The sequence below is a fragment of the Dyadobacter crusticola DSM 16708 genome (genome assembly GCF_000701505.1).
GTDB lineage: Bacteria > Bacteroidota > Bacteroidia > Cytophagales > Spirosomataceae > Dyadobacter > Dyadobacter crusticola.
Genome location: NZ_JNJB01000006.1, coordinates 220,432 through 243,191, shown reverse-complemented (window position 1 = coordinate 243,191; position 22,760 = coordinate 220,432). Strand labels below are relative to the sequence as shown.

21 protein-coding genes are annotated in these 22,760 nt (G+C 47.1%); 10 read left to right on the top strand and 11 right to left on the bottom strand.

Annotated elements, in window-relative coordinates; translation table 11 throughout:
- Positions 1–3 precede the first annotated feature (3 nt).
- The 4 genes from Q369_RS0109475 to Q369_RS0109460 all read right to left on the bottom strand — a co-directional run bounded on the left by Q369_RS0109475 (position 4) and on the right by Q369_RS0109460 (position 4,567).
- The gene (locus Q369_RS0109475) at positions 4–834 is read right to left on the bottom strand and encodes an amidohydrolase family protein (RefSeq protein WP_031527565.1); all 831 of its coding nucleotides are present in this window, start codon (positions 832–834) and stop codon (positions 4–6) included.
- Positions 835–969: 135 nt separating this feature from the next.
- Positions 970–1,839: a fumarylacetoacetate hydrolase family protein gene (locus Q369_RS0109470; RefSeq protein WP_031527564.1), complete on the bottom strand. Its 870-nt coding sequence runs from the start codon at positions 1,837–1,839 to the stop codon at positions 970–972.
- 216 nt (positions 1,840–2,055) lie between these two features.
- Positions 2,056–2,829 carry an SDR family NAD(P)-dependent oxidoreductase gene (locus tag Q369_RS0109465; RefSeq protein ID WP_031527563.1) on the bottom strand — a complete coding sequence of 258 codons (774 nt, stop codon included), beginning with the start codon at positions 2,827–2,829 and terminating at the stop codon, positions 2,056–2,058.
- A gap of 82 nt (positions 2,830–2,911) precedes the next feature.
- Entirely contained in the window at positions 2,912–4,567 is a 1,656-nt protein-coding gene (locus tag Q369_RS0109460; protein WP_031527562.1) for a UxaA family hydrolase, read from the bottom strand.
- A 156-nt stretch (positions 4,568–4,723) separates the two neighbouring features.
- Between Q369_RS0109460 and Q369_RS0109455 the strand changes: the two genes are divergently transcribed.
- The 4 genes from Q369_RS0109455 (at position 4,724) to Q369_RS0109440 (ending at position 9,374) form a co-directional block, all read left to right on the top strand.
- Positions 4,724–5,629: an AraC family transcriptional regulator gene (locus Q369_RS0109455; RefSeq protein WP_031527561.1), complete on the top strand. Its 906-nt coding sequence runs from the start codon at positions 4,724–4,726 to the stop codon at positions 5,627–5,629.
- Positions 5,626–7,269 (top strand): adenine deaminase, encoded by a 1,644-nt coding sequence (ade, locus tag Q369_RS0109450; RefSeq protein WP_031527560.1) that lies wholly within the window; start codon positions 5,626–5,628, stop codon positions 7,267–7,269. Before Q369_RS0109455 ends, ade begins: the two co-directional genes overlap by 4 nt.
- 160 nt (positions 7,270–7,429) lie before the next feature.
- Complete coding sequence (locus Q369_RS0109445; protein WP_031527559.1) at positions 7,430–8,011, top strand: RNA polymerase sigma factor; 582 nt, start codon at positions 7,430–7,432, stop codon at positions 8,009–8,011.
- A 91-nt stretch (positions 8,012–8,102) separates the two neighbouring features.
- Positions 8,103–9,374 (top strand): replication-associated recombination protein A, encoded by a 1,272-nt coding sequence (locus tag Q369_RS0109440; RefSeq protein WP_031527558.1) that lies wholly within the window; start codon positions 8,103–8,105, stop codon positions 9,372–9,374.
- Here Q369_RS0109440 and Q369_RS0109435 read toward each other — a convergent pair.
- Positions 9,368–9,607: a hypothetical protein gene (locus Q369_RS0109435; protein WP_031527557.1), complete on the bottom strand. Its 240-nt coding sequence runs from the start codon at positions 9,605–9,607 to the stop codon at positions 9,368–9,370. The two genes, Q369_RS0109440 and Q369_RS0109435, sit on opposite strands and share 7 nt — an antisense overlap.
- A 150-nt stretch (positions 9,608–9,757) precedes the next feature.
- Between Q369_RS0109435 and Q369_RS0109430 the strand changes: the two genes are divergently transcribed.
- Positions 9,758–10,291: a YfbU family protein gene (locus Q369_RS0109430; RefSeq protein ID WP_031527556.1), complete on the top strand. Its 534-nt coding sequence runs from the start codon at positions 9,758–9,760 to the stop codon at positions 10,289–10,291.
- A 180-nt stretch (positions 10,292–10,471) separates the two neighbouring features.
- On the opposite strand, the gene Q369_RS0109425 is transcribed toward Q369_RS0109430, so the two are convergent.
- The 3 genes from Q369_RS0109425 to Q369_RS28305 form a co-directional block, all read right to left on the bottom strand.
- Positions 10,472–10,666 (bottom strand): hypothetical protein, encoded by a 195-nt coding sequence (locus tag Q369_RS0109425; RefSeq protein WP_031527555.1) that lies wholly within the window; start codon positions 10,664–10,666, stop codon positions 10,472–10,474.
- Between the two features lie 117 nt (positions 10,667–10,783).
- Positions 10,784–11,284, bottom strand: coding sequence for a hypothetical protein (locus Q369_RS0109420; protein WP_031527554.1), 501 nt, complete (start codon positions 11,282–11,284; stop codon positions 10,784–10,786).
- Between the two features lie 164 nt (positions 11,285–11,448).
- Positions 11,449–14,001 (bottom strand): T9SS type A sorting domain-containing protein, encoded by a 2,553-nt coding sequence (locus Q369_RS28305; protein ID WP_051663991.1) that lies wholly within the window; start codon positions 13,999–14,001, stop codon positions 11,449–11,451.
- A 707-nt stretch (positions 14,002–14,708) separates the two neighbouring features.
- Here Q369_RS28305 and Q369_RS0109410 point away from each other — a divergent pair.
- Entirely contained in the window at positions 14,709–15,350 is a 642-nt protein-coding gene (locus Q369_RS0109410; protein ID WP_031527552.1) for a LuxR C-terminal-related transcriptional regulator, read from the top strand.
- A gap of 4 nt (positions 15,351–15,354) precedes the next feature.
- On the opposite strand, the gene Q369_RS0109405 is transcribed toward Q369_RS0109410, so the two are convergent.
- Positions 15,355–16,404 carry an aldo/keto reductase gene (locus Q369_RS0109405; protein WP_031527551.1) on the bottom strand — a complete coding sequence of 350 codons (1,050 nt, stop codon included), beginning with the start codon at positions 16,402–16,404 and terminating at the stop codon, positions 15,355–15,357.
- Positions 16,405–16,576: 172 nt separating this feature from the next.
- Between Q369_RS0109405 and Q369_RS0109400 the strand changes: the two genes are divergently transcribed.
- The 3 genes from Q369_RS0109400 (at position 16,577) to Q369_RS0109390 (ending at position 19,574) form a co-directional block, all read left to right on the top strand.
- Positions 16,577–16,915, top strand: coding sequence for a DUF3592 domain-containing protein (locus Q369_RS0109400; protein ID WP_031527550.1), 339 nt, complete (start codon positions 16,577–16,579; stop codon positions 16,913–16,915).
- Positions 16,916–17,295: 380 nt separating this feature from the next.
- Positions 17,296–17,826 (top strand): gluconate 2-dehydrogenase subunit 3 family protein, encoded by a 531-nt coding sequence (locus Q369_RS0109395; RefSeq protein ID WP_031527549.1) that lies wholly within the window; start codon positions 17,296–17,298, stop codon positions 17,824–17,826.
- Positions 17,827–17,852: 26 nt separating this feature from the next.
- On the top strand, positions 17,853–19,574 hold the full coding sequence (locus Q369_RS0109390) for a GMC oxidoreductase (protein ID WP_031527548.1): 1,722 nt from the start codon (positions 17,853–17,855) through the stop codon (positions 19,572–19,574).
- A 58-nt stretch (positions 19,575–19,632) separates the two neighbouring features.
- On the opposite strand, the gene Q369_RS0109385 is transcribed toward Q369_RS0109390, so the two are convergent.
- Positions 19,633–20,382 (bottom strand): DeoR/GlpR family DNA-binding transcription regulator, encoded by a 750-nt coding sequence (locus Q369_RS0109385; RefSeq protein ID WP_031527547.1) that lies wholly within the window; start codon positions 20,380–20,382, stop codon positions 19,633–19,635.
- A gap of 75 nt (positions 20,383–20,457) precedes the next feature.
- Here Q369_RS0109385 and Q369_RS0109380 point away from each other — a divergent pair, with 75 nt between their 5' ends.
- Positions 20,458–21,594 carry an MFS transporter gene (locus Q369_RS0109380; protein WP_031527546.1) on the top strand — a complete coding sequence of 379 codons (1,137 nt, stop codon included), beginning with the start codon at positions 20,458–20,460 and terminating at the stop codon, positions 21,592–21,594.
- Here the strand turns inward: Q369_RS0109380 and Q369_RS0109375 are convergent.
- The gene (locus tag Q369_RS0109375) at positions 21,591–22,721 is read right to left on the bottom strand and encodes a BamA/TamA family outer membrane protein (protein WP_229206785.1); all 1,131 of its coding nucleotides are present in this window, start codon (positions 22,719–22,721) and stop codon (positions 21,591–21,593) included. The two genes, Q369_RS0109380 and Q369_RS0109375, sit on opposite strands and share 4 nt — an antisense overlap.
- Positions 22,722–22,760 lie beyond the last annotated feature (39 nt).

Sequence of the window (22,760 nt, the reverse complement as noted above, 5' to 3'; positions counted from 1 at the left end):
TATTTAAATATCCAGGTGGTAAAAATCTATCGCATTCTTTCCCATTACCTGCCGCACTTCCGCATCGGAAAACATGCTCAGGTAATCTGTCAAGATTCCTTTAACGCCCTCATATTCCGCTGCCAGCAAACACACCGGCCAGTCAGAACCAAACATCAGCCGCTCGGTACCGAATGCTTCGAAGACCGTATCCAGATAGGGCCTGAAATCAGCTTTCTCCCAGTTGCTCAGGTCGGCTTCTGTGACCATTCCTGAAACTTTGCAACTTACATTGGGCAGTTCTGCGAGGGCACGTATATCATCGGCCCAGGGTTTAAGCTCGCCGTTTTTGATTTTCGGTTTGGCGATATGATCAAGCACGAAACGAACATTAGGCAGCTTCACCGCAAAATTGAAGGCTTCTTTCAGCTGATCCTGGTAAATGAGAATGTCATAAGTAAAGTCAAATGCAACGAGCTGACCTACACCTTTGATGAAATCAGGTTGGAGTAAAAAACCTTCCGGCTGTCCCTGTGCCACGTGGCGAAATCCTCTAAGCTTTTCAAACTGCGAGTACCTTTCGAGCTTCCGGTATAAATCGGACGAAAACAGATCGACCCAGCCTACGACCCCTTTGATAAAATCATTGGCTTCGGCGAGTTGAAGCAGAAATTCGGTTTCTGAATCGCTTGAAGCGGCCTGCACAGCCACACAGCCATTTACCCCATTCTGCCGGAGCACCGGCCAGAGATTTTCCGGTAAAAAATTCTTCCGGATCGCGGCCATTTGCGGCGTAATCCAGGAGTCTCTTTCTTCATCAAAAACCCAGAAATGCTGGTGACTATCTATTGTCATTGATTTTATATTATTGGACCTTTTTTGGTCATTGATTGTCATTAATAGTCATGGGTGTCAGGTATTGTTATTTGCATTTCACAATCAACTCTAAGAACTACTAATGACCTAATGACTACAAATGACCACAAGTGACTATAATTGACTCCTACTCCAAGCTACGGCTTCCTGCTTCTGGTTGCCCAGCTTCTCAATGCCCAGCTCTACTACATCGCCGGGTTTGAGGTAAACCTGCGGCTTCATACCAAGTCCCACACCGGCGGGGGTACCTGTTGTGATCACATCGCCCGGCAGCAATGTCATGAATTGACTGAGGTAGCTGATCAGGAATGGTACCTGGAATATCATATCGGAAGTATTGCTGTCCTGGATTTTTTCACCGTTCAGGCTCAACCAAAGATCCAGGTTATTAGCATTTCCTACTTCATCGCTTGTTACGAGATAAGGTCCGAGCGGCGCGAAAGTATCGTTACTCTTTCCTTTCACCCACTGGCCGCCGCGCTCCATTTGGAATGCACGCTCAGAGTAGTCGTTGTGCACAGCATAGCCGGCTACATATTCAAGCGCATTCACTTCCTCCACATAACTCGCCTTTTTGCCGATAATCACAGCCAGCTCTACTTCCCAGTCAGTCTTTTCAGAATTCCGGGGAATGATCACCTGATCAAATGGCCCGCATAAGGCTGAGGTAGATTTAAAGAATACAATTGGCTCTTTCGGCAATTCCGTTGCGCCTGATTCGTAGGCGTGCTTGGCGTAGTTCATTCCAATGCAGACAATTTTGGAAGGACGCGCAATGCAGGATCCGTAACGGAAGCCATCTTCCACAGTCGAACAAGCCGAAGCATTGGCTCCAAGCCACTCCGCCAGTCGATCAATGCCACCTGTAGCAAAGAACTTTTCATTGTAATCCTCGCCAAACGCGGATATATCCAGTTTTGTACCGTCTGCCAGTTCAACACCCGGCTTCTCCTGTTCAAAAGCTCCAAATCGGAATAGTTTCATAATTTATACTTCGGCTTTCAGCTGTTGGCTGTCGGCCTTTTTTGAGTTAGATTATTTTTTACCTCGGCTTTCGGCTATCGGCAGTCGGCCTTTTTAGGTACATTGTTTTTACTTCGACTATCGGCAGCCGGCTTTTTTTATCGCTTCAATTACAATTTGGGATTGCCTTGACATTCAGAAGCAGCCGACAGCCGATCGCCGACAGCCGAGGTTCTCCTAATTATTCAACTTCTCAAATCCCCCATCTATCAAATAATCACAGCCTGTAATAAAGCCGGCTTCGTCGGAGCAGAGATATAGTGCCAGGGCGCCGATTTCTTCTGGTTTCGCCATTCTTCCGATTGGCTGGGTTTTTGATAGTTTTTCAAACATTTCTTCTTCTTTACCCGGATAATTCTTTGCAATAAATCCGTCTACAAACGGCGTGTGCACGCGCGCCGGGGAAATGCTGTTGCAGCGTATACCTTCTGCGAGATAGTCGCGCGCAACGGATAAGGTCATGGAGTAAACCGCTCCTTTGGCAGTGGAATAAGCAAAACGATCCGGAATCCCGACTGTCGCCGCGATCGAAGCCATATTCAGGATCACACCGCCGCCATTCGCTTTCAAATGCGGGATAGTCGCCATCAGGCAATTGTAAACGCCTTTTACATTGACGTTCATAATCCGGTCGAAGTCGATTTCAGAAGTTGTATCTGCTTTTCCAATGTGCGCGATACCCGCATTATTGACAAGAATATGGATCGGAGAATGGGCTGCAATTGCATTGATCACATTCACCACATCTGCCTGTTTGGAAATATCCACCGCGTGTGCTTCTGCTTTTCCGCCATCGGCAACAAGCTCGCTTGCAATCTGTTTGGCCAGGTCAATGTTCAGTTCCAGGATATGAACTGTGGCACCCTGCTTGGCGAAAGTCCGCGAAATCGCTAACCCGATACCGCTTGCGCCTCCTGTTACAAGCGCTGTTTTTCCACTTAAATCAAACATGCATTTAGTATTAATATAAAAGAAAAAGGCCCCTAATCTGGATATTTACCCTGCTTTCCTGTTTTTTGGATCAAATCAATGATCAAAGCGAGACGCCTCTTTTCCAAGGAATAAAATCATCCTGACCGAGTTGCTGCGCCTTGGTAAGCTCGCCACTTGCTACATGGATCACATATTCCAGCAAGGCTTCCGCATTCTGCTCGATCGTTTGCGTTCCGTCCACAACAGGTCCGCAGTCGAAGTCGATCACATCCGGCATTCTGTTGGCCAATGCCGAGTTGGTAGCAACTTTTGCCACCGGGCAGATCGGGTTACCTGTCGGCGTTCCGAGCCCGGTTGTAAAAAGGATGATATTCGCGCCTGCTGCGGTTTGTCCGGTGGTTGCTTCCACGTCGTTACCAGGTGTGCAAACCAGCTGCAACCCAGCTTCCGTAGCTCTTTCCGTGTAGTTCAACACATCTGAAATATAGGCATTGCCACCCTTGCGAGCAGCTCCGGCTGACTTAATCGCGTCAGTAATCAACCCATCTTTGATATTACCAGGCGAAGGGTTAAATGCGAATGCAGAACCCACTGCTTCGGCTTTGCCTGCATAGTCACGCATTAACTTTTCGAATTTCGCTGCTTTTTCCTCTGTCACACAACGGTTCAGCAGCTCCTGCTCTACCCCGTTCAGCTCAGGAAATTCTGCCAGCAAAGTCTGGCCATTCAGTCCAACAACAAGATCAGACAAATGCCCGAGCACCGGGTTTGCGGAAATTCCTGAAAATCCATCAGAGCCGCCGCATTTCAGTCCAACAGACAATTTGGACAATGGCGCAGGCGATCTTTCGAATTCATTGATTTTGGTCAATCCCATGAAAGTCTCCTTGATTGCACCCGACATAAGCGAGTACTCGGTTCCTTTCTGGTGTTCAAATGCAAAGAACGGTTTGTTGAATTGCGAATCACGTTTTTTAATCTCGTCTTCCAAAGTTTTCAGCTCCGAGTTCTGGCAGCCGAGACTCAGTACAGTGATACCAGCTACATTGGGATGTACCGCATAAGCGGCGAACAGCGCGCATAATGTATTGGCATCGAAGCGGGTACCACCGCAGCCGCCTTCGTGGGTAGGGAATTTGACTCCATCCACATTCGCAAACGGGCGCTCGGGCTTTTTCTTGGCTTGCACCGGCGCATCTATGAAAGGTTCAAGACTCTTGATCCTGCGCATATCGCCTTGTTGGTACAAATGCAGGAATTCCCTTACCTGATCACGATAAATGTCTGTTTGCGCATAACCCAGCTCCCGCTCAAATGCATCCTTCATGATCAGCACATTGCGGTTTTCACAAAAAACCAGCGGCAGCACGAGCCAGTAATTGTAGGTACCAACGCGTCCATCTTCGCGATGATATCCGTTGAAAGTACGATTAACCCACTTACTTACATCGGGTTGCGTGTAGGAATAAGGCTGGCGCTTGGCGGTACTGTAATCGTGTGCGTCGTGTTTGAGATTAAAAGTGGTAATAGGCTCTCCCTTTTTAATAGGCTGCGTCGCGCGGCCCACGAGCACACCATACATAATGATAGCGCCTCCGGTCTCGATGTCTTCCGTAACAAACTTATGCTTGGCCGAAACACCATATTGCAGACCATAATCTGCGCCGTCCAGGGTAACCTCAGAGCCGGCCGGCAAATCGCGGAGAGCAACTATAACATTATCAGAAGGATGTATTTTTAAAAGCTGTGAAGCCATAATTAACGATTATTAATACAGATCAGGATGGTGGATGATATTGGAATGTATCAACAAAACAACATAATATATCAATATCAGAAATGAATATCGTAGCAAATTATTCAACTATATTGGCATATATATTCAATTTACACGCCATTCTTGTAAATATTAGTGAAACCACAGCTGCTTAAAGTACCCAGAGGTTTGCAAAAGTCTTTCAGCATTCGCCAGGATGTGGTACTGTACTTTTATAACCGCTGGCATTATCACCCCGAACTTGAACTGATCCACATCGAGCAAGGTTCTGGCACCCAGTTTGTTGGTGATAACATCAGCAGCTTCCAAAACGGTGACCTGCTGCTGATCGGACCAAACCTGCCGCATTACTGGCGATGTGATGAAAAGTACTTCGACCGTGAAAGTCAGCTGTATGCACAGGCTACTGTTGTGCATTTCTCCGAAGATATTTTTGGCAAATCATTTCTTGACCTGCCCGAGAACAAGTCCATTTCAGAACTTCTTGTAAAGGCAAGATTGGGGATGAAAATATCCGGCGCGGGTACCCAGACTGTCAAAAAGCTGCTGAAAGATCTTTTGAACCAGACCAATGGGAATTCCATTATTGCATTACTGCAAATCCTCGAAAGGCTGTCGCATTGTACCGGCGTGGAGCTGCTGACAGACACGCCTTACCTTCACGATTACGATCAGTTCGATACCGACAGGATCAACAACATCTATCAGTACTCTCTCAGCAACTTTCAAAAAAAGATCTCCATCGAGGAGATTTCAGAGGTTGCGAACATTAGTCCGCATTCATTTTGCCGCTATTTCAAGAGCCGGAGCAGGAAAACGTATTCACAATTCTTACTCGAATTGCGCATTGGTCACGCCTGCAAACTACTTTCAGAAGCCAAGCTGCCAATTGCCCAGGTTTGTTTTGAGAGCGGCTTTAACAACTTTGCCAATTTCAATAAGTACTTTAAGCTGCACATCGGAAAAAGTCCGATGCAGTACCAGAAAGAATTCAGAAAAATCCCGATTTCAGGACATCTTACCACGCTTAATCCCGCATGATGAAGGTCAATATTGTTGATATACAAGAGAAAACTATTTACGCCGCCGAACTGGAAATTACAGGCTGCAACATAGCGCGCATTGAAAAGACTGGCGGTGAAGATCCGCAACTCCCCTACGCGATGCCCGGGTTTACAGACGCGCATGTACATATAGAAAGCTCCATGCTCACACCTGCGCAGTTTGCCCGGCTGGCTGTAGTGCATGGTACCGTGGCAACGGTTTCGGACCCGCATGAGATCGCCAATGTACTGGGCTTGCCCGGCGTTGATTTTATGGTTGAAGATGGTAAGCGGATTCCATTCAAATTCTGTTTCGGCGCGCCTTCCTGTGTTCCGGCTACCGCTTTTGAAACTGCCGGCGCGACGATCGACGCGGCGCAAGTCGGCGCGCTGCTTGCCAAGCCGGAGATCGGGTATCTGGCAGAGGTAATGAATTTTCCGGGCGTCCTGAACGAAGATCCGGATATGATGCAGAAGATCGCGTGGGCCAAACATTATAATAAGGTAATAGACGGACACGCGCCCGGACTACGTGGAGATGATGCAAAAAAATATGCGGCAAACGGCATCAGCACTGACCATGAATGCTTTACGTATGAAGAGGCACGTGAGAAAATTGACTATGGCGTCAAAATCCTGATCCGTGAAGGAAGTGCAGCCCGCAACTTCGACGCATTGATCCCGCTGATCGCAGAATTCCCGCAGCACATCATGTTCTGCTCCGACGATAAACACCCGGATAATCTGGTGGAAGGACATATTAATGTATTGGTAAAACGTGCACTTTCACTGGGCTATGACTTGTGGAATGTGCTTTCAGCAGCCTGCATTAACCCGGTACTGCATTACAGCCTACCAGTAGGTCTATTGAAATCCGGCGATCCTGCTGACTTTATATTGGTAAATAACCTGACTGACTTCCACATTCTGGAAACCTGGATCAACGGGGAAATGGTGGCAAAAGGCGGCAACACGCTCATTCCTGACCTGCGAAGCGCACATCCAAACCATTTCGAATGCAGCTTAAAAAATGCGGAGGAATTTGGTTTGCCGGCCGAAAGCGAAAGAGAAAACGAAACAGAAGTAAGGGTAATAGAGGTGTTTGATGGTCAGTTGATTACCGGAGAACTGAATGCGACTGTGAAGGTTAAAGGCGGGCAGATATCCATTGATCCTGATCAGGATATATTGAAAATAGCTGTTGTAAACCGCTATTCTGATTCGAAGCCGGCTGTTGCATTCATTAAGAATTTCGGCCTTAAAACAGGTGCGATCGCATCCTCAGTCGCCCACGATTCACATAATATTATCGTGGTGGGCACCAGCGATGAAGCGATCGCAAAAGCAGTAAACCTGATCATTGCAGCACGAGGAGGCGTTTCTGCTGTTGGATTGGGTGAGGAAAAGCTGCTCGCGCTACCGATTGCAGGTTTGATGAGCGACAAAGATGGCTATCAGGTCGCAGCTGCTTACACGGAGATAGATCAGTTTGTAAAGAATAAGCTAGAATCTACCCTGAAGTCGCCGTTTATGAGCCTTTCGTTTATGGCGCTGCTGGTGATACCAGCTTTGAAATTGAGTGATAAAGGGCTTTTTGATGGTAAAAACTTCAATTTTGTACCATTAAGTGTTCGATAAGTTACAAAAATTGCGAAATAGCAACATTAAACTTTGAAATATAATTTTCTGATGAAAATATTTTTTAAATACGTTTTTTTATAAATATATTTACAAGTGTTATAATGACCCTTATTATTACATTTCAATTCCTAACCCCAATCAAAATCCTTTCCAAACAATGGCTCACCTACGCTACAAGCAAGAAGAAGAACTCTGTTTTTGGGATCAATTCAGAAAAGGCGATGAAAATGCTTATGCATGCCTGTACCGCTCTTACGTTCACATTCTTTACCAGTATTGTTCACAGTTTACCATTGACAAACCTTTAATTAAAGATTGCATTCACGACCTGTTTGTTGAACTATGGAGAAACCGGGCTACGCTGGGTGATACCACTTCCGTTCGGTTCTACCTGATGGCGTCTATCAAGCGTAAATTGGTGCGCCACCTGAATGCACAGCAGAAACACACCAGCAATGAAGATATTCCCGTTGAGTACTGGCATATCAACACACCTTCCCACGAAAATCACCTGATCTCAGAAGAAGAATTTGAATCGACCAACCAGCACCTGAACGTGGCGATCAATGGACTTCCCCGCCGCCAGCGCGAGGCGATCTTCCTGAAATTTTATATGAACCTGAACAACCACGAGATTGCCGATCTGATGAAAATTAACATCCAGTCGGTGTACAATCTTGTCTTTGGCGCATTGGGTAACCTCAAAAAACAAATGACACTTGACAGGCTTACATTCTAAGCTTTTTTACTATTTGTGATGAGAAGCGTGGCGAACTTAGCCACGCTTTTTTTGTTGATATGGGTACTATAAACAAACTAAATACACCTGAATGTCGCTTTTGAGCACACCGCTTGCAGAACGTTTGCGCCCCAGAACTTTGGACGATTTTGTTGGTCAGGAGAAATTGCTCGGTCCAAAAGGACCACTTCGCCGGGCCATTTTACAAAATGCAATTCCTTCCATGATTTTCTGGGGACCACCAGGTGTCGGCAAAACCACGCTGGCGCTACTTATTGCGGAAACTACGAAGCGACAGTTCTATAACCTGAGTGCGATTAGTTCGGGGGTAAAAGACCTGCGCGAGGTACTGGCGCGGCCTTCGGGCCTCTTTCCTGCTATCTTGTTTATTGATGAAATACACCGCTACAACAAAAGCCAGCAGGACGCATTGCTGGGAGCAGTTGAAAAAGGACAGGTAACCTTAATCGGAGCGACGACCGAAAATCCTTCCTTCGAGATCAATTCGGCTTTGCTTTCCCGCTGCCAGGTTTACATTCTCGAAGCATTTGGAGAAGAAGAATTGAAAAACCTGATCAAACGCGCACTGGAAAAGGACAAGTGGCTCAGCGAAAAGAACATTAAGTTTGAATCGTATGATGCGCTTTTCAGGCTGTCGGGCGGTGACGGTAGAAAACTGCTGAACCTGCTCGAACTGGTAGTACTCGGAAAAGGCGAAGCAACAGAGATTGAAATCACAGACGAATGGGTGGTGGAAGTTGCACAGCAGAACATCGCGCGATATGATAAATCGGGAGAGCAGCATTATGATATAATCTCTGCATTCATCAAGTCCCTGCGCGGCAGCGACCCGAATGGGGCGCTTTACTGGATGGCGCGGATGATTGTAGCGGGCGAAGACCCGGCTTTTATTGCCCGACGGATGCTCATCCTAGCCTCCGAAGATATCGGCAATGCCAATCCGACCGCTATCATTATGGCAAATGAATGCATGCAGGCGGTCAATGTAATCGGCTACCCTGAATGCCGGATTATCCTGTCGCAGGTGGCGATTTACCTCGCAACCTCGCCGAAGAGCAATGCAAGCTACACTGCCATTTCAGCAGCAATGCAAGTCGCCGAGAAAACGGCGCATTTACCCGTTCCACTGCATTTACGCAATGCACCTACCAAGCTGATGAAGCAGATTGGTTATGGAAAGGATTATAAATACGCGCACGAGTTCGAGGGAAATTTTGCGAAACAAAACTTCTTACCCGACGAAATCAAAGGCAGCAAATTCTTCGAGCCCGGCAGAAATGCGCGTGAAGAGGAAATCCGGAAAAAACTGCAAAACTGGTGGGGCGACTGGTACGATTACTGATCTGAGGCGCTCCTGCGCTTTTCTTCGAACCTGGCATAGGAAAGGTCCGGCTTGTGAGCGGTTTCATTTTCTTCGTTCCATTCCTGAGATAGCTTCCTGGCGAGCTTTTGAATGTTTTCTTCTGTTTCAACCCTGGCCACATATTCGGCAAGCTCGTTTTCGGTAGGAGGCAAACTTGCATTTTCGTCCAGCGAATCGCGTCTTTCCGGCAATGGTCTCTCAGTAGTTTCCATGATCAAAAGGTAAGCTTAGGGAATATCGAGTAAGATTAAATACAAAGATGCGTGCATTGCCTGAAATTTCTGAGCGGCGGTTGATTTATCTCATATCTTTTAATACATTTTGCCATTAACTTGCTCGCAATACTATAGCTACCTCATATAATGATCCCTGAAAGCATCCCTCTGCTGCAACGCCAGCTACTCATCAATCAGTGTAAGATTTTGTCGATCCTCGGCGACGAAGCCGAGAAGGATATCAATGAAAGACGCATAGAAATACTTAAAAAAGGCTACACTGGTCTTTACCCGAAAGTATTCAACACACTTTATGAAGAAGTTCCGATCAGCGTGTACAACGAGATTTCCGACATTATGAAAATGTACGGCAGGATCAATGACTCCATTCGCCTGCTCACAGACGAGGACAAGGAAACACTTGACCTTTCTTCCCTGGAATTTGAAGGCTTCGACGAGGACAGCGGAATGCATTATTATATGATGTCCTATCTGGTAGACCGCATGGATCAGCATGGCGAGTACAAAGGTCGCCAGCTAAAATCTCACAAAAGCACATCAATGATTAAATACAACAGAATGTTATCTGTTTTTTCGGAGTATGAGAAGGCGGAGAAGCTGCAATATTCGGCAACTGATTTAAAGAAGTTTATCGAGGCGCTTGTCCTGGATCCGGCCTGAAAACCATAATTTTAAGAAACAGCAAATTATATAATTGTTTCCTCGAAAATCCTCGGTTTTCAATTAAGAAATCATTAATTTCGACCTCGAAAGCCAGCGATGGTTTTCAATAACGTTGAGTAAAATCAAACATCCCGGATACTTTGCATCCGGGATGTTTTTCTTTATAGGAAGTAACTATTAATTCAACTGCATTTTTCTCAGGCGGGAAGCGTTGCGCTTCATGAAGAGCCTGTCTCCAACTGAGTAGTTCTGGTAGTGGCTACCTTTTTTCAGTTGTGCTATCAACCACACTCCCACTCCGCCGGCAACCAGCAATAACACAAAGAAGAGATACGGAAGTATCAGGTAAAAGTTTTGAAGTAGCTGTGCCATAATTTTCAAGTTTTTAGTCAGGTTCTCTTATACTACTGAACTAAAAAATGAAAATATCATACCAGGCTACTTTCGTCGTTACGGTATGAATTTGAGGAATTTACACCACAACTTCTACTAAAATTTGGCGTTCGCAACCCGCGTGTCACAACCCACAACGCTGTTATTCACATAACCCACGCTTACATCGGAAACCTTGTGCGACTTACCAGGCGCAACAGCTGCTTTGATGTTGACGATCTTGGACGTAACTACTGTCTGCGTTTCGGAAAGGTACTTGAATTCCACATCTACGCTCGACAGTTTTTTGTTGGTCCCATTCACAATTGTCATACTGTGGATAGCAACGCCACCTACCGAGTGCCACTCATTATTTTGAATTGCGATGTTTTTGAGAAGCGCCTCCTTCGCGTTGTTGGAAAATGTTTCCAGCGAGTCGGAGTTGGAGATCACCTCCGTTTTTGAAACAGTCTCCTTTTTTTCTTTTAGGAAATCGAGTTGCTTATAGTAGTAAAGAATGTAGATAAATGCGCAAACCGGCAAAATAGCGCTGACCCATTTAAGTACGACAATGGCCGCTTTTTTCCATTTACGTCTTTTGCTTTTTCTTCCGGGCATAAAGGTGCGATAACTAGGCTACGTTGTACAAAAACTTACAGCGCAAATATATGTATATATCGTTGCTGTCAAATATATTCGAGTGCATTGAAGTGGTCCGGCTTATAAAAAAAACAAACCGCTGAGAAAACTCAGCGGTTTGAATGTGTATCGTGTTGACAGGGCTACTGTTTTACAAATCTGTGGGTTGAGACATTGCCGTCGATCTGGATTACTTTGACAATGTAAGAGCCCGCAGACAAATTCGTGGTGCTGATATCAGCAGAAAATGCATTGGCTGATTCGAAAACTGTTTTACCATTTGCATTAATTACTTGCACCTGCTTCACTTTTGACCAGTCAGCCAGCGTGATTTTCAGTGCCTCTCCTGACCTCACCGGATTTGGGGATACAAATGCAGTGGTTCCGAATTTCACTTCCTTAATCTGGCTGTAAGTGAAAGTCTCGTCAAGGTCGACCATTTTCAGGCGGTAGTAATTAATCCCGCCAGCAGGCATATTGTCAGAGAAGTTGTAGTACTTCACATTTCTACTTTCCTGGCCCGACTTTACAGACCCGATTTTCGACCAAACCTTGCCATTCTGGCTGCGCTCAACATCGAACCGGTCGCTGTTGGACTCTTCTGACGTGGACCAGCTAAGTGAAGCGGTAGTGCCTTCTGCGGCAGCGTTGAAGCTCGCCAGTGTAACAGGCAGCGGAGTAGTAATTCTGAGGATGTACTGAGCCTGCCTTACTTGCTCGTCATCAGTCACATAGATTGTGAATTCATAAGTACCTTCACCAGCAGCTTGCGGGTTTCCGCTCAAAACACCATCCTCTGAAATTGTGAATGTTCCGGGCGCAGCCGCTACTCTGGCGGTAGGTGGGTTCAACGAATATTTCAGTGTAGAACCGGTTTTTCCGCCTGATGCTGATCCGTTTCCATTATCATTTAGTGATTCAGAAATGTTCCTTGCGTACGTTGTCTCATTAGTAGAAACGAAAGGGAATACTCCGCCGGGAATCCTTAGTAATGGATCAATGGTGATCGTTTTGGTCAAAGTGAGACCGGTTGGCTGGCCATTTACAAATAATCCAACTTCCACATTGTAAAAGGTTGTAACTGCCACATCCGGCAGTGTTCCTGACGCAGTCAGCGCGCCAGTGGTAGTATTAAACGTAATTCCGGCGGGCAGACCGGTTGCGGCAGCATAGGAAACTGTATTTCCCACAGATGTTGCCACTATGGCAGCCCCGTTCGGGAATGCTTCTGAGCCTACCCCGGTTGGAATGGTAGTAGACACGTCTCTGAGAACAATCACAGTCAATCTTGTAGAATCAGAAGTGTACAAGCATCCTGCTCCCTGGGCAGCTACCGCCACGAAAGAACCGTTGGCATTCACTGGAACCGGGAATGCAGCGCCGGGTGTGTCTGACAGCCTCGTGCGCGCCGGAAGTGCTCCCTCCCAGAATATCGCCCCTCCATTGGAGGCAGTCGCAGTAACATTGGGTGTTGCACCTTCAAACTGATATACAAGAGATTGGCTCAAAGTAGGTTTTTGCGGAACCACTCCCGCACCAAACACCTGAATACCACTAGAACCCAGCACAGAAGCGTCCACCGTATTATTTAGACTGATGCGAATCCTGTCGAAAGAACTGCTTGGCGTATAATAGAATGGGATAACCGTATTTGGCCCAATACCGTTTACAGTAATCAGACTCAGTACATTGGCGCTCAGCAACGAGCCCAGGCCCGACTCGGGACCAGCACTTTCGTCACCGCTAAATGCTTGTAAGGAAATACCTTGCAATAGATTCACATCTACTAATGAGCGAGGAAAAGAAAGATAAACAACTGCCCGCTCAGTAGCAGGTGAGGACTTTTTATAGTAGATCGTTTGAGAAAGTGAGCTCAACGCGCCAATGTTTACTCCGCCGCCGCCGATCGTCGAGGAAGTGATAAGGCTGTTATCGATTGCATTCTGAGATGAGCTTACCACGTTGCCCAAACTTACATTCAATGTACCAGATACCTCACCCAAAGACGCGAATGCAGGTCTTGTACAAGCATCCTCCACGCCATCCTGGTAGTAGAACGCATTGTATACATTCAATGTCAGTGTAGACACAATATCCAATGGCTGTGCATCTACGTTGATCCGCACTGCATTGAAGCTGCTGCTGTTGCTGGCTGGCGTAACGGCAATGTAATAGTTAGTGCCAGTTGCATCGGTTACCAAGCGGGTTGTGCCGGTTGCGACCGGAGTACCGTTGGCATTGTTAGTAGCACCGGTAAGTAGCTGAGCTGTAATACGGTTGTTTTCAAATAAGCCTACAACGCCAAGCACCCCCGTAACCAGGCCTGTTACCTGTGGCAAGTCTACTTTTACATAAACTGTTTTCCCGGGAGTCGGTAGCTGACTATCCGGAAATCGCAAAACGATGAATGCGCTTCCTGCACCTCCAAGCTCCAAAACTGTCTTTCTTGAGAATAGCGTTGCGATAGAGGCATCAGAATCGGATCCGTCGCGTGCTGAACCTGCGGCGGTAACGCTTGAATTTCCACAACCTGTGACTCCATTACAGTCATAGGTTCCGGAACGTGCGTCGGAATTCGCATAGATCTGTGCGAAAGACTTATTTATTGCCGAAAGCGATAAGATCATCAGAAGAGCGGAAGTCAGCCATCCGACCCGTCTTCTGTTGATTAAAGTTTGCGTAATAGATTGTTTCATAAGGTTTCAATTAAGTTTTGAATATGAGTAAATGGCATTTCCAGAAAGCACCGCAGTCGAAAACAAGCTCAGGAACCAGGCTGCCGGCAAGCCAATGTGAGTAAGTGAAGGTTCGTGTTTGGACATAGAAGGTCTGAGAGCCCAGAGTCGTCAACACTTGGACCTTACATTTAAACCGGGCGATTCACTGTACCACTCTTTTGCCCAGCCAACTGCGTCGAATACAGTATCTGATTTTTAAGCCTGGCAAAAAAGGTGGGTGTACCGGGAGCTATTATGGGGATGTAAAGTATTCTCTATGAGGATTTTAGTTAAATGATGATACGTTTTGAGTTGATGGATAAAATAAGTGCTACTAAGTCAAACTATTTGCGGCCTACAAATACGAGTTACGTGCAAATTTATCCATAATTAGCTCAAATTAAACCCGCATATTATTACTATACGTTTACCAGCTGTTTATAGTAGATATCAAATAAATTTAAGCTACAAAGCAATTAATCACTTTCGACAGTACAGGCGTGCTTTCCCTTACAGATTGTTTTATTCTGAAGAAAAAATGAGGTAAGATGATGGTATTTAGCTTTATTTAAATCGTATATACACATTAAATGCATTTAGAAGTCCTCTTTATGCTATGAGAAGTAAACTGACAGGCACTTGCGAAAGGCTTGAAGCGAAAGCTTGATTACAATCCGACATACCTTATGAGAATTGCTCTTGTAGACGAAAACCTACTACTAGTTGACTCGCTGAAAAACCTGCTACTACAAAATCCGGCGTATAGTGTAAACACCTATATAGCCGGAGCCGACTTTTTACAAGAAATAACAGACGAGTGCCCTGACGTAGCAATCCTGAACCTGTCCATCATGGACGAGGAAGGTCGCGACTTGCTGGAAGAATGTAAATCAACTTCAATGGAACAGATGAAAGTGGTCGTGCTCTGTGATGTACCTGACATTCACACGATCAAAGGCTTGATCAAGCGTGGGGCGCATGGTGTATTATCCAGCTACACCTTATTTGAAGAATTTAATGAATGCATACGGGCGGTAGCAGCCGGCAAACAATTTATCAGCGGAGCATTGAAGGATATGCTGATCAATAGCGTGTTTGCCGGCGAGCAGCTTGCTTTTCACCTGTCGCCCCGGGAAAATGAAGTATTGCAAAGAGTGTGCAGCGGCCACACGATTAAGGAAATCGCATATGACCTTAAACTCAGCGTGCATACCGTACAGTATTACCACCGCAGTGTGATGGACAAAATGAAGGTCAAACGCACCACAGACCTGATCGTGTACGCCATTCAGCACAAGCTCTTTATCCCCGAATTACAGAAACAATGAGGCGCTAGCCCCGGTTAAAACGACTGTAAAAATCGGGTAACGGATTGAGATCGGGGTTCTTCCGCTGGTGCCAGTACGGGTACACGGGCGCTTTCTCACTTGCCGCGTCCAGCTTTTTCACCTGCTCCAATGTGAGATTCCAGCCAATTGCACCTAAGTTCTGTTTCAATTGTTCTTCATTTCTCGCGCCGATCACGATGTTGCTTACGGTTGGGCGCTGCAAAAGCCAGTTCAATGCAACTTGCGCAACCGTTTTTCCAGTCTCAGCCGCCACTTCATCAAGTACGTCAATCAGATTGAAGAAAAATTCCTCTGGAACAGCCGGGCCTTCTCCTCCGCCCTGCGCAATGCGACCGTCCGCGGGAATGGGCTGATTGCGGCGGTACTTGCCCCCGAGCCGACCGGCAGAAAGCGGACTCCAGACGATCGTACCTACATTTTGATCCAGAGCCAGCGGCATCAGCTCCCATTCAAACTCCCGGCTCAGCAATGAATAATGTGCCTGGTGCGCAACGTACCTCGACCATCCATACCTTTCTGACACCGTCAGCGATTTCATCAAATGCCAGCCCGAGAAATTGGAACACGCTATATATCTGATTTTCCCCGCACGAACGAGATCGTCCAATGCGCTTAATGTTTCCTCAACAGGCGTCACGCCGTCGAAACCGTGCATATGGTAAATGTCGATATAGTCCGTCTGCAAGCGGCGCAGGCTGTCTTCACAAGCTCTCACCAAATGGAACCTGGACGAACCAAAATCGTTGGGCTTGCTTCCCATTTTGAAGGTAGCCTTTGTTGAAAGGAGAATTTGGTCGCGCATTCCGATGATCGCTTTACCGAGAATTTCCTCGGCGGCTCCCTGCGAGTACACATTGGCGGTGTCAAAAAAGTTGAGACCCGCATCCATGCATAAGCCGACCAGCTGCTTAGCCTCGTCCACCTGCGTGTTCCCCCAGGCTTTGAAGAAATCCCCTCCCCCGCCAAAAGTACCGGTACCAAAGCTCAGGACAGGCACTTTCAAGCCCGATGCGCCTAATTTTCTGTATTCCATATTCACGTTTGTTTATGACCAATAATTACTTGCATTCTACTAAATCGAACATATACTACAAACAGCTACTAACTTATTTCGATCGCTCATTGCTGCTCTGCCTTTGAATAATCGCGTTTGCGAAAGCCTTCGCGCTAACCTTAATTGAGCTGCGCTCAATTAAATTAAAATTATGCAAACTTTCTTACTGCCGGTCATTATTGTCTTTGGGATCTTAACCTGGTTGAAATTGATCCGGACACGTCAAATCAGGCAATGCAAGCGCGATCTCGCAGCTCATGGTGAGGAGTCGGCTGCTACGATCCTGGATGTTGAGATGCTCAATGCGGAGCAAAGCGGACCGGTTGCAAAAATCAGGCTACGGTTGCAGGTGGAGCCAAAAAAGAAGAGAAATTATGTGATTGAACTGGACCGGTGGGCGCAGGTTTCAGAGCTGGCCGCATTGCGGATCGGCGCGAGAATCAATATAAAATATGATCCGAGCCGACCAAAGCGGGTGATTATGCTCTAAGTAATCCTGCGAAGTTGCACCGGAATCGCCACGTTAGACCTTTAACCGAGAACACTTCGACTTCCATATTGGGCAAAAAAATAACTTCCCTGAAATCTCAGAGAAGTTATTTGCATTATTTACTCAACGTTCCTCTATTACTTAACCTTTTCAGTCATATGCCGACCGGGGAGATCGGCGATCTAGAAAGGCCTAGAATATGATTCAAATATGCTACGGCAAATTCGACCTTTAAATATTTGATGAGCAACCGGCACTCTTGGATGAACAATCGGGAATTTGCATCATTCCTGTCCGATTTTGATAGTTTGAATACAGATCCGTGTTATATTTAAAGATCGATTATACCTTTTCGTATTTCACTATATCAAACCCAATCCATGAACCGTAGAGAAGCTGTTCAGAAAATAACCTTCCTGTTGGGAGGAACCCTCTCGGCCCCTTTAATGGCCGGGATCATGGGGGAAAAGTTGAATTTTGGCCCTTCTATTTCCATAACAGAAAGCCAGGAAGCACTTCTGGCAGAAGTTGCTGACGTAATTATTCCCACAACCAGCACTCCCGGCGCCAAGGCGGCCGGTGCAGACAAATTTATAACTCGCGTTTTGCAGGATTGTTACGCCATTGATGAGCAGAAGAAGTTTTATGCCGGCCTCGACCAGGTTGATGCATTGAGTAAGCAGACTTACAATAAAGGCTTTGTTTCTCTCGATCAATCGCAGAAGAATGAGATCATCAGGAAAACTACTGTGGCTGACAAGCCTTTCTTCTTGCAAATGAAAGGACTGACTGTGACTGGTTATTTCACATCCGAGATCGGTGCTACACAGGCGCTCGATTACCTGCCGATCCCTGGTCGCTTTGATGGCTCCTGGCAAATGCCAAAAGGTCAGAAAAGCTGGGCACTATAATCCAAAACCCTGCTAAAACTATCAAAATGGCGAATCTTAATATTGACGCATTAAAAGAAAACACCTACGACGCAATCGTGATCGGTTCGGGCGTATCCGGCGGCTGGGCCGCAAAAGAGCTTACTGAGAAGGGACTTAAAGTGCTGATGCTTGAAAAGGGGAAGAACCTGGAACACATCACAGGTTACGAAAACGCATTGAAAGCGCCCTGGGAAACCAAGTACAACGGCCGTTTGACCGTAAAACAAAAAGAAACGCACCCGTTCCTCTCCCGCGACTATCCCTACAATGAAAATACCGAGAAGTACTGGATGAACGACATGGACGCACCTTACGAAGAGAAAAAGCGCTTCGACTGGTTCCGTCCGGACATCGTCGGCGGGAAGTCTATCATGTGGGGCAGACAATCATACCGGCTCAGCGACATTGATTTCGAGGCCAACTTGAAGGAAGGTATTGCAGTGGACTGGCCGATCCGCTATAAAGACATTGCACCATGGTACTCTTATGTTGAGAAGCACGTGGGTATTTCAGGAGAAAAGCTGGGATTGCCACAGTTGCCGGATAGCGAGTTCCTCCCGCCAATGGACATGTATTTTGTGGAAAAAGAGGTAAGAAAACGCCTCGAAAAGGAATTCCCCGGACGCACCATGACAATCGGCCGCGTAGCAAACCTTTCGCAAGCGACTAAAATCCAGCTCGAAGGAGGCCGGTCTCCGTGCCAGTACCGAAACCGCTGCTCTTATGGCTGTCCTTATGGCGCCTATTTCAGTACACAATCCAGCACATTGCCTCCGGCAGTAAAAACAGGCTTGTTAACACTCCGGCCTGATTCGGCGGTGAAGGAGATTATGTACGACGGCAAAAAGGCAGGCGGAAGAGCCACCGGCGTGCGGGTTGTTGATACCAAAACATTGCAGGAAAGAGAGTATTTCGCAGGACTTATCTTCGTCTGCGCCAGCGCAATTGCTTCGGCTGCATTGTTGCTGAATTCTACTTCCGACCGTTTTCCAAATGGAATGGGTAACGATTCCGGCGAACTTGGACACAATTTGATGGACCATCATTTCCGGACAGGCGCAAGCGGTGTTTGGGAAGGCGACCTTGATAAATATTACTTCGGACGGCGCGCAAATGGTATTTATGTACCGCGTTACCGCAATATCGGATCCGACAAACGCGATTATCTGCGTGGGTTTGGCTACCAGGGCGGCGGCGGTCGTCAGGGATGGCAGCGCAATGTGGCAGAACTTGCATTCGGAGCTGATTTCAAAGAAGAGCTGACCACACCGGGAAGCTGGACAATGGGCTTCGGCGGCTTTGGCGAGACACTCCCATACCACGAAAACCACATGTACCTCAGCAAAGAGAAAAAAGATAAGTTCGGTATCCCGACTGTAGTATTTGACGCAGAACTTCGCGAGAATGAGAAGAAGATGCGGGTAGATATGATGAACGATGCGGCGGAAATGCTTGAAAGATCAGGACTTAAAGATGTAAAAACCTACGATAACGGCTCGTACCTCGGAATGGCGATCCACGAAATGGGCACAGCCAGAATGGGACGCGACCCGAAGACTTCTGTCCTGAACGGAAACAACCAGCTGCACGCTGTGAAAAACGTGTTTGTAACGGACGGCGCTTCAATGACGTCGGCTTCCTGCGTGAACCCGTCACTCACCTACATGGCGCTCACCGCCCGCGCGGTTGATTTTGCGGTTAAAGAGAGTAAGAAGAAGAATATCTAGTGCAGTATTTGCATTGAACCAAAGCGGCTATTGTAGGGATACAGTAGCCGCTTTTTGGCTAAAGAACTTTAACACCCTCTGCCCGGAAGGGCAGCAACTTAGGATCTTCTGCGTCGAGTTCTGTGATAATGCATTGGAGATCAGCGATGGCACATACCCGGTAACTCTCGAAAGTTTCGAGCTTTTCGAAGGTGCTTAATGCGACTGCACTGCCGGAGTTTTGCAGCATTGCTTGTTTCAGCTCAGCCTCTTCCATATAGCTCGCGGTAACACCCTTGTTCACGTCCAGCGCGCACACTCCCATGAAGTACAGGTCCGCCTGGAAATTCATTACCATTTTGATAGCCTGCGTCCCCACGATCGTTTCCGACTCCCTGAAATAAATCCCGCCAAGCAGGATCAACTTGATACCCGGGTAAGCGGAAAGCGCAGGAATAATGGCCGTGTTATTCGTAATGACAGTAAGCTTGATATCGGTCGGAAGCAGTGAAACGAGGGTAAAAACAGAGGTACCACCATCCAGAAATATCGTTTGCCCGCTCCTGATCAGCGACTGGGCCTTCAATGCAATTACCTCCTTATCGTCTTTCAGATAACTGATCCGTTCCTTGAATGTCAGTGGGTTATGCGAGCGAGGGATAGCTCCTCCCCTTACTTTCATCAACAAACCATTATTCGACAAGATATCAATGTCTCGCCGGACAGTATCCTCCGACACTTGCAGTTCATTGCTCAGTTCTGCAAAGCCTACCTGCTGCTTATCCTGCAACTTGGCCAGGATATAAGAGAAGCGTTTCTCCTTTAACATGTTTCGAAAAATAGTTTTTGCAATATTATGCAAATTTGCATTAGTTTGCAAAACGAAATTTGAACTACAATCCTGATGAATGAACAATTGAAGATCCGACGGGCACGAAGAGCAGTCTTACTTATTTTCCTGGTGTGCGGTATCGGCTTGTCGAGCTGGGCCCCTATGGTACCTTTTGCAAAAATACGTTTGGGCTTAAATGATGCCGACCTGGGTATCGTCCTGCTCTCACTTGGCGCAGGCGCAATTCTGACTATGCCGCTTTCCGGCTTTTTGATCAATAGATATGGAAGCCGGATTATCGTATTGATCGCCGCATTTGTGATCGCTGCATTGCTCCCGCTGCTACTGCTGACAACTTCCGCTTACCAGCTGGCCGCCGCGCTTTTTGTCTTTGGCGCAGGCGTGGGATCTATCGACGTGGCGATGAATGCACAGGCTGTACTCGTGCAGGATCGTTTCGGCAGTCACATTATGTCTTCTTTTCACGGCCTGTTCAGTGTCGGTGGTTTGCTTGGTTCTATCGGACTTGGCTTTTTGATCAAAGCAGGATTATCACCCAACATTGCCGCCATGACCATTTCTGCAATGCTCATTCTTATCACCGTCACCCAGATCAGGCACCTGCTGCCGCATTCGGAGGAGGCCAAAATGGATAGTACCAATTTCGTACTACCCAAAGGACCTGTGCTGATCCTGGGTTTGATGTGCTTTATAATCTTTCTGGCAGAAGGCTCAATGCTCGACTGGAGTGCGGTTTTCCTGCAATTTTCCCGCAATTTCGATCCTTCACTCTCAGGAATGGGATATGCCGCTTTTTCCGTAGCAATGGCGGTGATGCGCCTTGCTGGCGACGGTATTATTCACAAGCTGGGACCTGCGAAAGTAGTTTTATATGGCACATTACTCGCAGGGAGCGGATTTCTGATCGCAGTGCTGGCTCCCTGGGCTGCCACCACTTTGCTTGGCTTTGTGCTTGTAGGATTGGGCGCCGCCAATGTAATTCCCGTATTCTTTACCGCCGCTGGCCGCATTCCGGGCATTCCTCCTTCCATTGCATTGTCCGCCGTGACGATACTCGGCTACTCCGGGCAGTTGGCCGGACCGGCGCTGATTGGCATTATCGCCGAGATTACCTCGCTGTCAGCAGCACTTGGGCTGGTGGGTGTGCTGCTTTTTGTAGTTGCATTCGGTTATAAGCACCGCGATTAAAATGCTTCTCCCGTAAAGAGGTAAAAGCCGGGCCCGTCTTTCGTGAAACCTACATCCAGACGAAGGAAAATATCTTTTTTAGGGAAAAGCAGATAACGTAACCCTACTCCGCCAGCGGGGCGGATGTATTTCAGAGAAAAATCTTTGATTCTCGGTCCGACCACTGCGGTACTGGCGAAAGCAACTGCCCCGAACCGCTTGCTGAACCCGAATGGAAGCCACCGGTGCTCTATCTGCGTGGCAAGCATACTTTCGTCGCGGTATCTGCCGTAGTAGTAGCCGCGCATGATCATTTCGCCGCCCATCAGTGCAAGCTGGTTAAAAGGAACATTCCCCGCATTGAAACTGCCGTAAACCTGCCAGGCCAGCACGTTCCGTATGCTGGTCGGGTGGGAACCGCGCACATCCAGGTTGATCGTACGGAAGTTTTGGTTGCTGCCCAGCGCCGGACTGTATTTTAAAAAAGATATCTCACCAAAGAATCCTTTACGCACATTCAGCACATTGTGCCGGGTATCATATACGAGCGCTGCGCCCAAGCCGATATTTCTTGCGCCGTCAGCCCCGAGCGGTTTTTCGTAAAAGTGGTTTTCCGGCTGTTTAAACTCGGTGTTATAAAGCTGCTGGTAGTCGATTTCTGGTCCTGCAAACAGGTTTGGAACAATTTTACGAAGAACCCGCTGCCTCAGGAGCAGGTAGTTTGCGTCGACCAGTGCCGGATCTTTATCCGGTGTTTCCGGGCCAATTCCGTAATAAAGCAATGGAAAACGCTGAAATCGGGTGCGGCCCAGAAAAAACCACTTGTCCTGATCTCCATAAATCGCATTGTCGAGCCAGATACCATACTGCCCTTCGAGGGTCACAAATGTAAAAGCCTGTACTTCGCTCAGCCGGTTCAGTGTGTCTTTTTTGGCTTGAAAAATTAAAAGGGAAGATAAACCAAACTCAAAGCTCGTCTCAGGAGAATAGCCCAATGTGGGGTAAATCCTGAAACTTGATTCGCCTGGGGAAGTAGTATCAGAAACGGTTTTTGCGACAAAGCGTTTAAACCAGTCACCCTGGCCAAAAGCCGCAGGTATGTCCGCCAGCATAGACGCGAACAGGAAAAAAAATGTGAGTTTGTTCAATTTCAGAACACTTAGAGATTAAGAAGTAGTAGTTGAGTA

Coding starts and splice junctions, on each gene's coding strand:
- Q369_RS0109475 (WP_031527565.1), bottom strand. CDS start 834: ATGACAATAGATAGTCACCAGCATTTCTGGGTTTTTGATGAAGAAAGA.
- Q369_RS0109470 (WP_031527564.1), bottom strand. CDS start 1,839: ATGAAACTATTCCGATTTGGAGCTTTTGAACAGGAGAAGCCGGGTGTT.
- Q369_RS0109465 (WP_031527563.1), bottom strand. CDS start 2,829: ATGTTTGATTTAAGTGGAAAAACAGCGCTTGTAACAGGAGGCGCAAGC.
- Q369_RS0109460 (WP_031527562.1), bottom strand. CDS start 4,567: ATGGCTTCACAGCTTTTAAAAATACATCCTTCTGATAATGTTATAGTT.
- ade (WP_031527560.1), top strand. CDS start 5,626: ATGATGAAGGTCAATATTGTTGATATACAAGAGAAAACTATTTACGCC.
- Q369_RS0109445 (WP_031527559.1), top strand. CDS start 7,430: ATGGCTCACCTACGCTACAAGCAAGAAGAAGAACTCTGTTTTTGGGAT.
- Q369_RS0109440 (WP_031527558.1), top strand. CDS start 8,103: ATGTCGCTTTTGAGCACACCGCTTGCAGAACGTTTGCGCCCCAGAACT.
- Q369_RS0109435 (WP_031527557.1), bottom strand. CDS start 9,607: ATGGAAACTACTGAGAGACCATTGCCGGAAAGACGCGATTCGCTGGAC.
- Q369_RS0109430 (WP_031527556.1), top strand. CDS start 9,758: ATGATCCCTGAAAGCATCCCTCTGCTGCAACGCCAGCTACTCATCAAT.
- Q369_RS0109425 (WP_031527555.1), bottom strand. CDS start 10,666: ATGGCACAGCTACTTCAAAACTTTTACCTGATACTTCCGTATCTCTTC.
- Q369_RS0109420 (WP_031527554.1), bottom strand. CDS start 11,284: ATGCCCGGAAGAAAAAGCAAAAGACGTAAATGGAAAAAAGCGGCCATT.
- Q369_RS28305 (WP_051663991.1), bottom strand. CDS start 14,001: ATGAAACAATCTATTACGCAAACTTTAATCAACAGAAGACGGGTCGGA.
- Q369_RS0109410 (WP_031527552.1), top strand. CDS start 14,709: ATGAGAATTGCTCTTGTAGACGAAAACCTACTACTAGTTGACTCGCTG.
- Q369_RS0109405 (WP_031527551.1), bottom strand. CDS start 16,404: ATGGAATACAGAAAATTAGGCGCATCGGGCTTGAAAGTGCCTGTCCTG.
- Q369_RS0109400 (WP_031527550.1), top strand. CDS start 16,577: ATGCAAACTTTCTTACTGCCGGTCATTATTGTCTTTGGGATCTTAACC.
- Q369_RS0109395 (WP_031527549.1), top strand. CDS start 17,296: ATGAACCGTAGAGAAGCTGTTCAGAAAATAACCTTCCTGTTGGGAGGA.
- Q369_RS0109390 (WP_031527548.1), top strand. CDS start 17,853: ATGGCGAATCTTAATATTGACGCATTAAAAGAAAACACCTACGACGCA.
- Q369_RS0109385 (WP_031527547.1), bottom strand. CDS start 20,382: ATGTTAAAGGAGAAACGCTTCTCTTATATCCTGGCCAAGTTGCAGGAT.
- Q369_RS0109380 (WP_031527546.1), top strand. CDS start 20,458: ATGAATGAACAATTGAAGATCCGACGGGCACGAAGAGCAGTCTTACTT.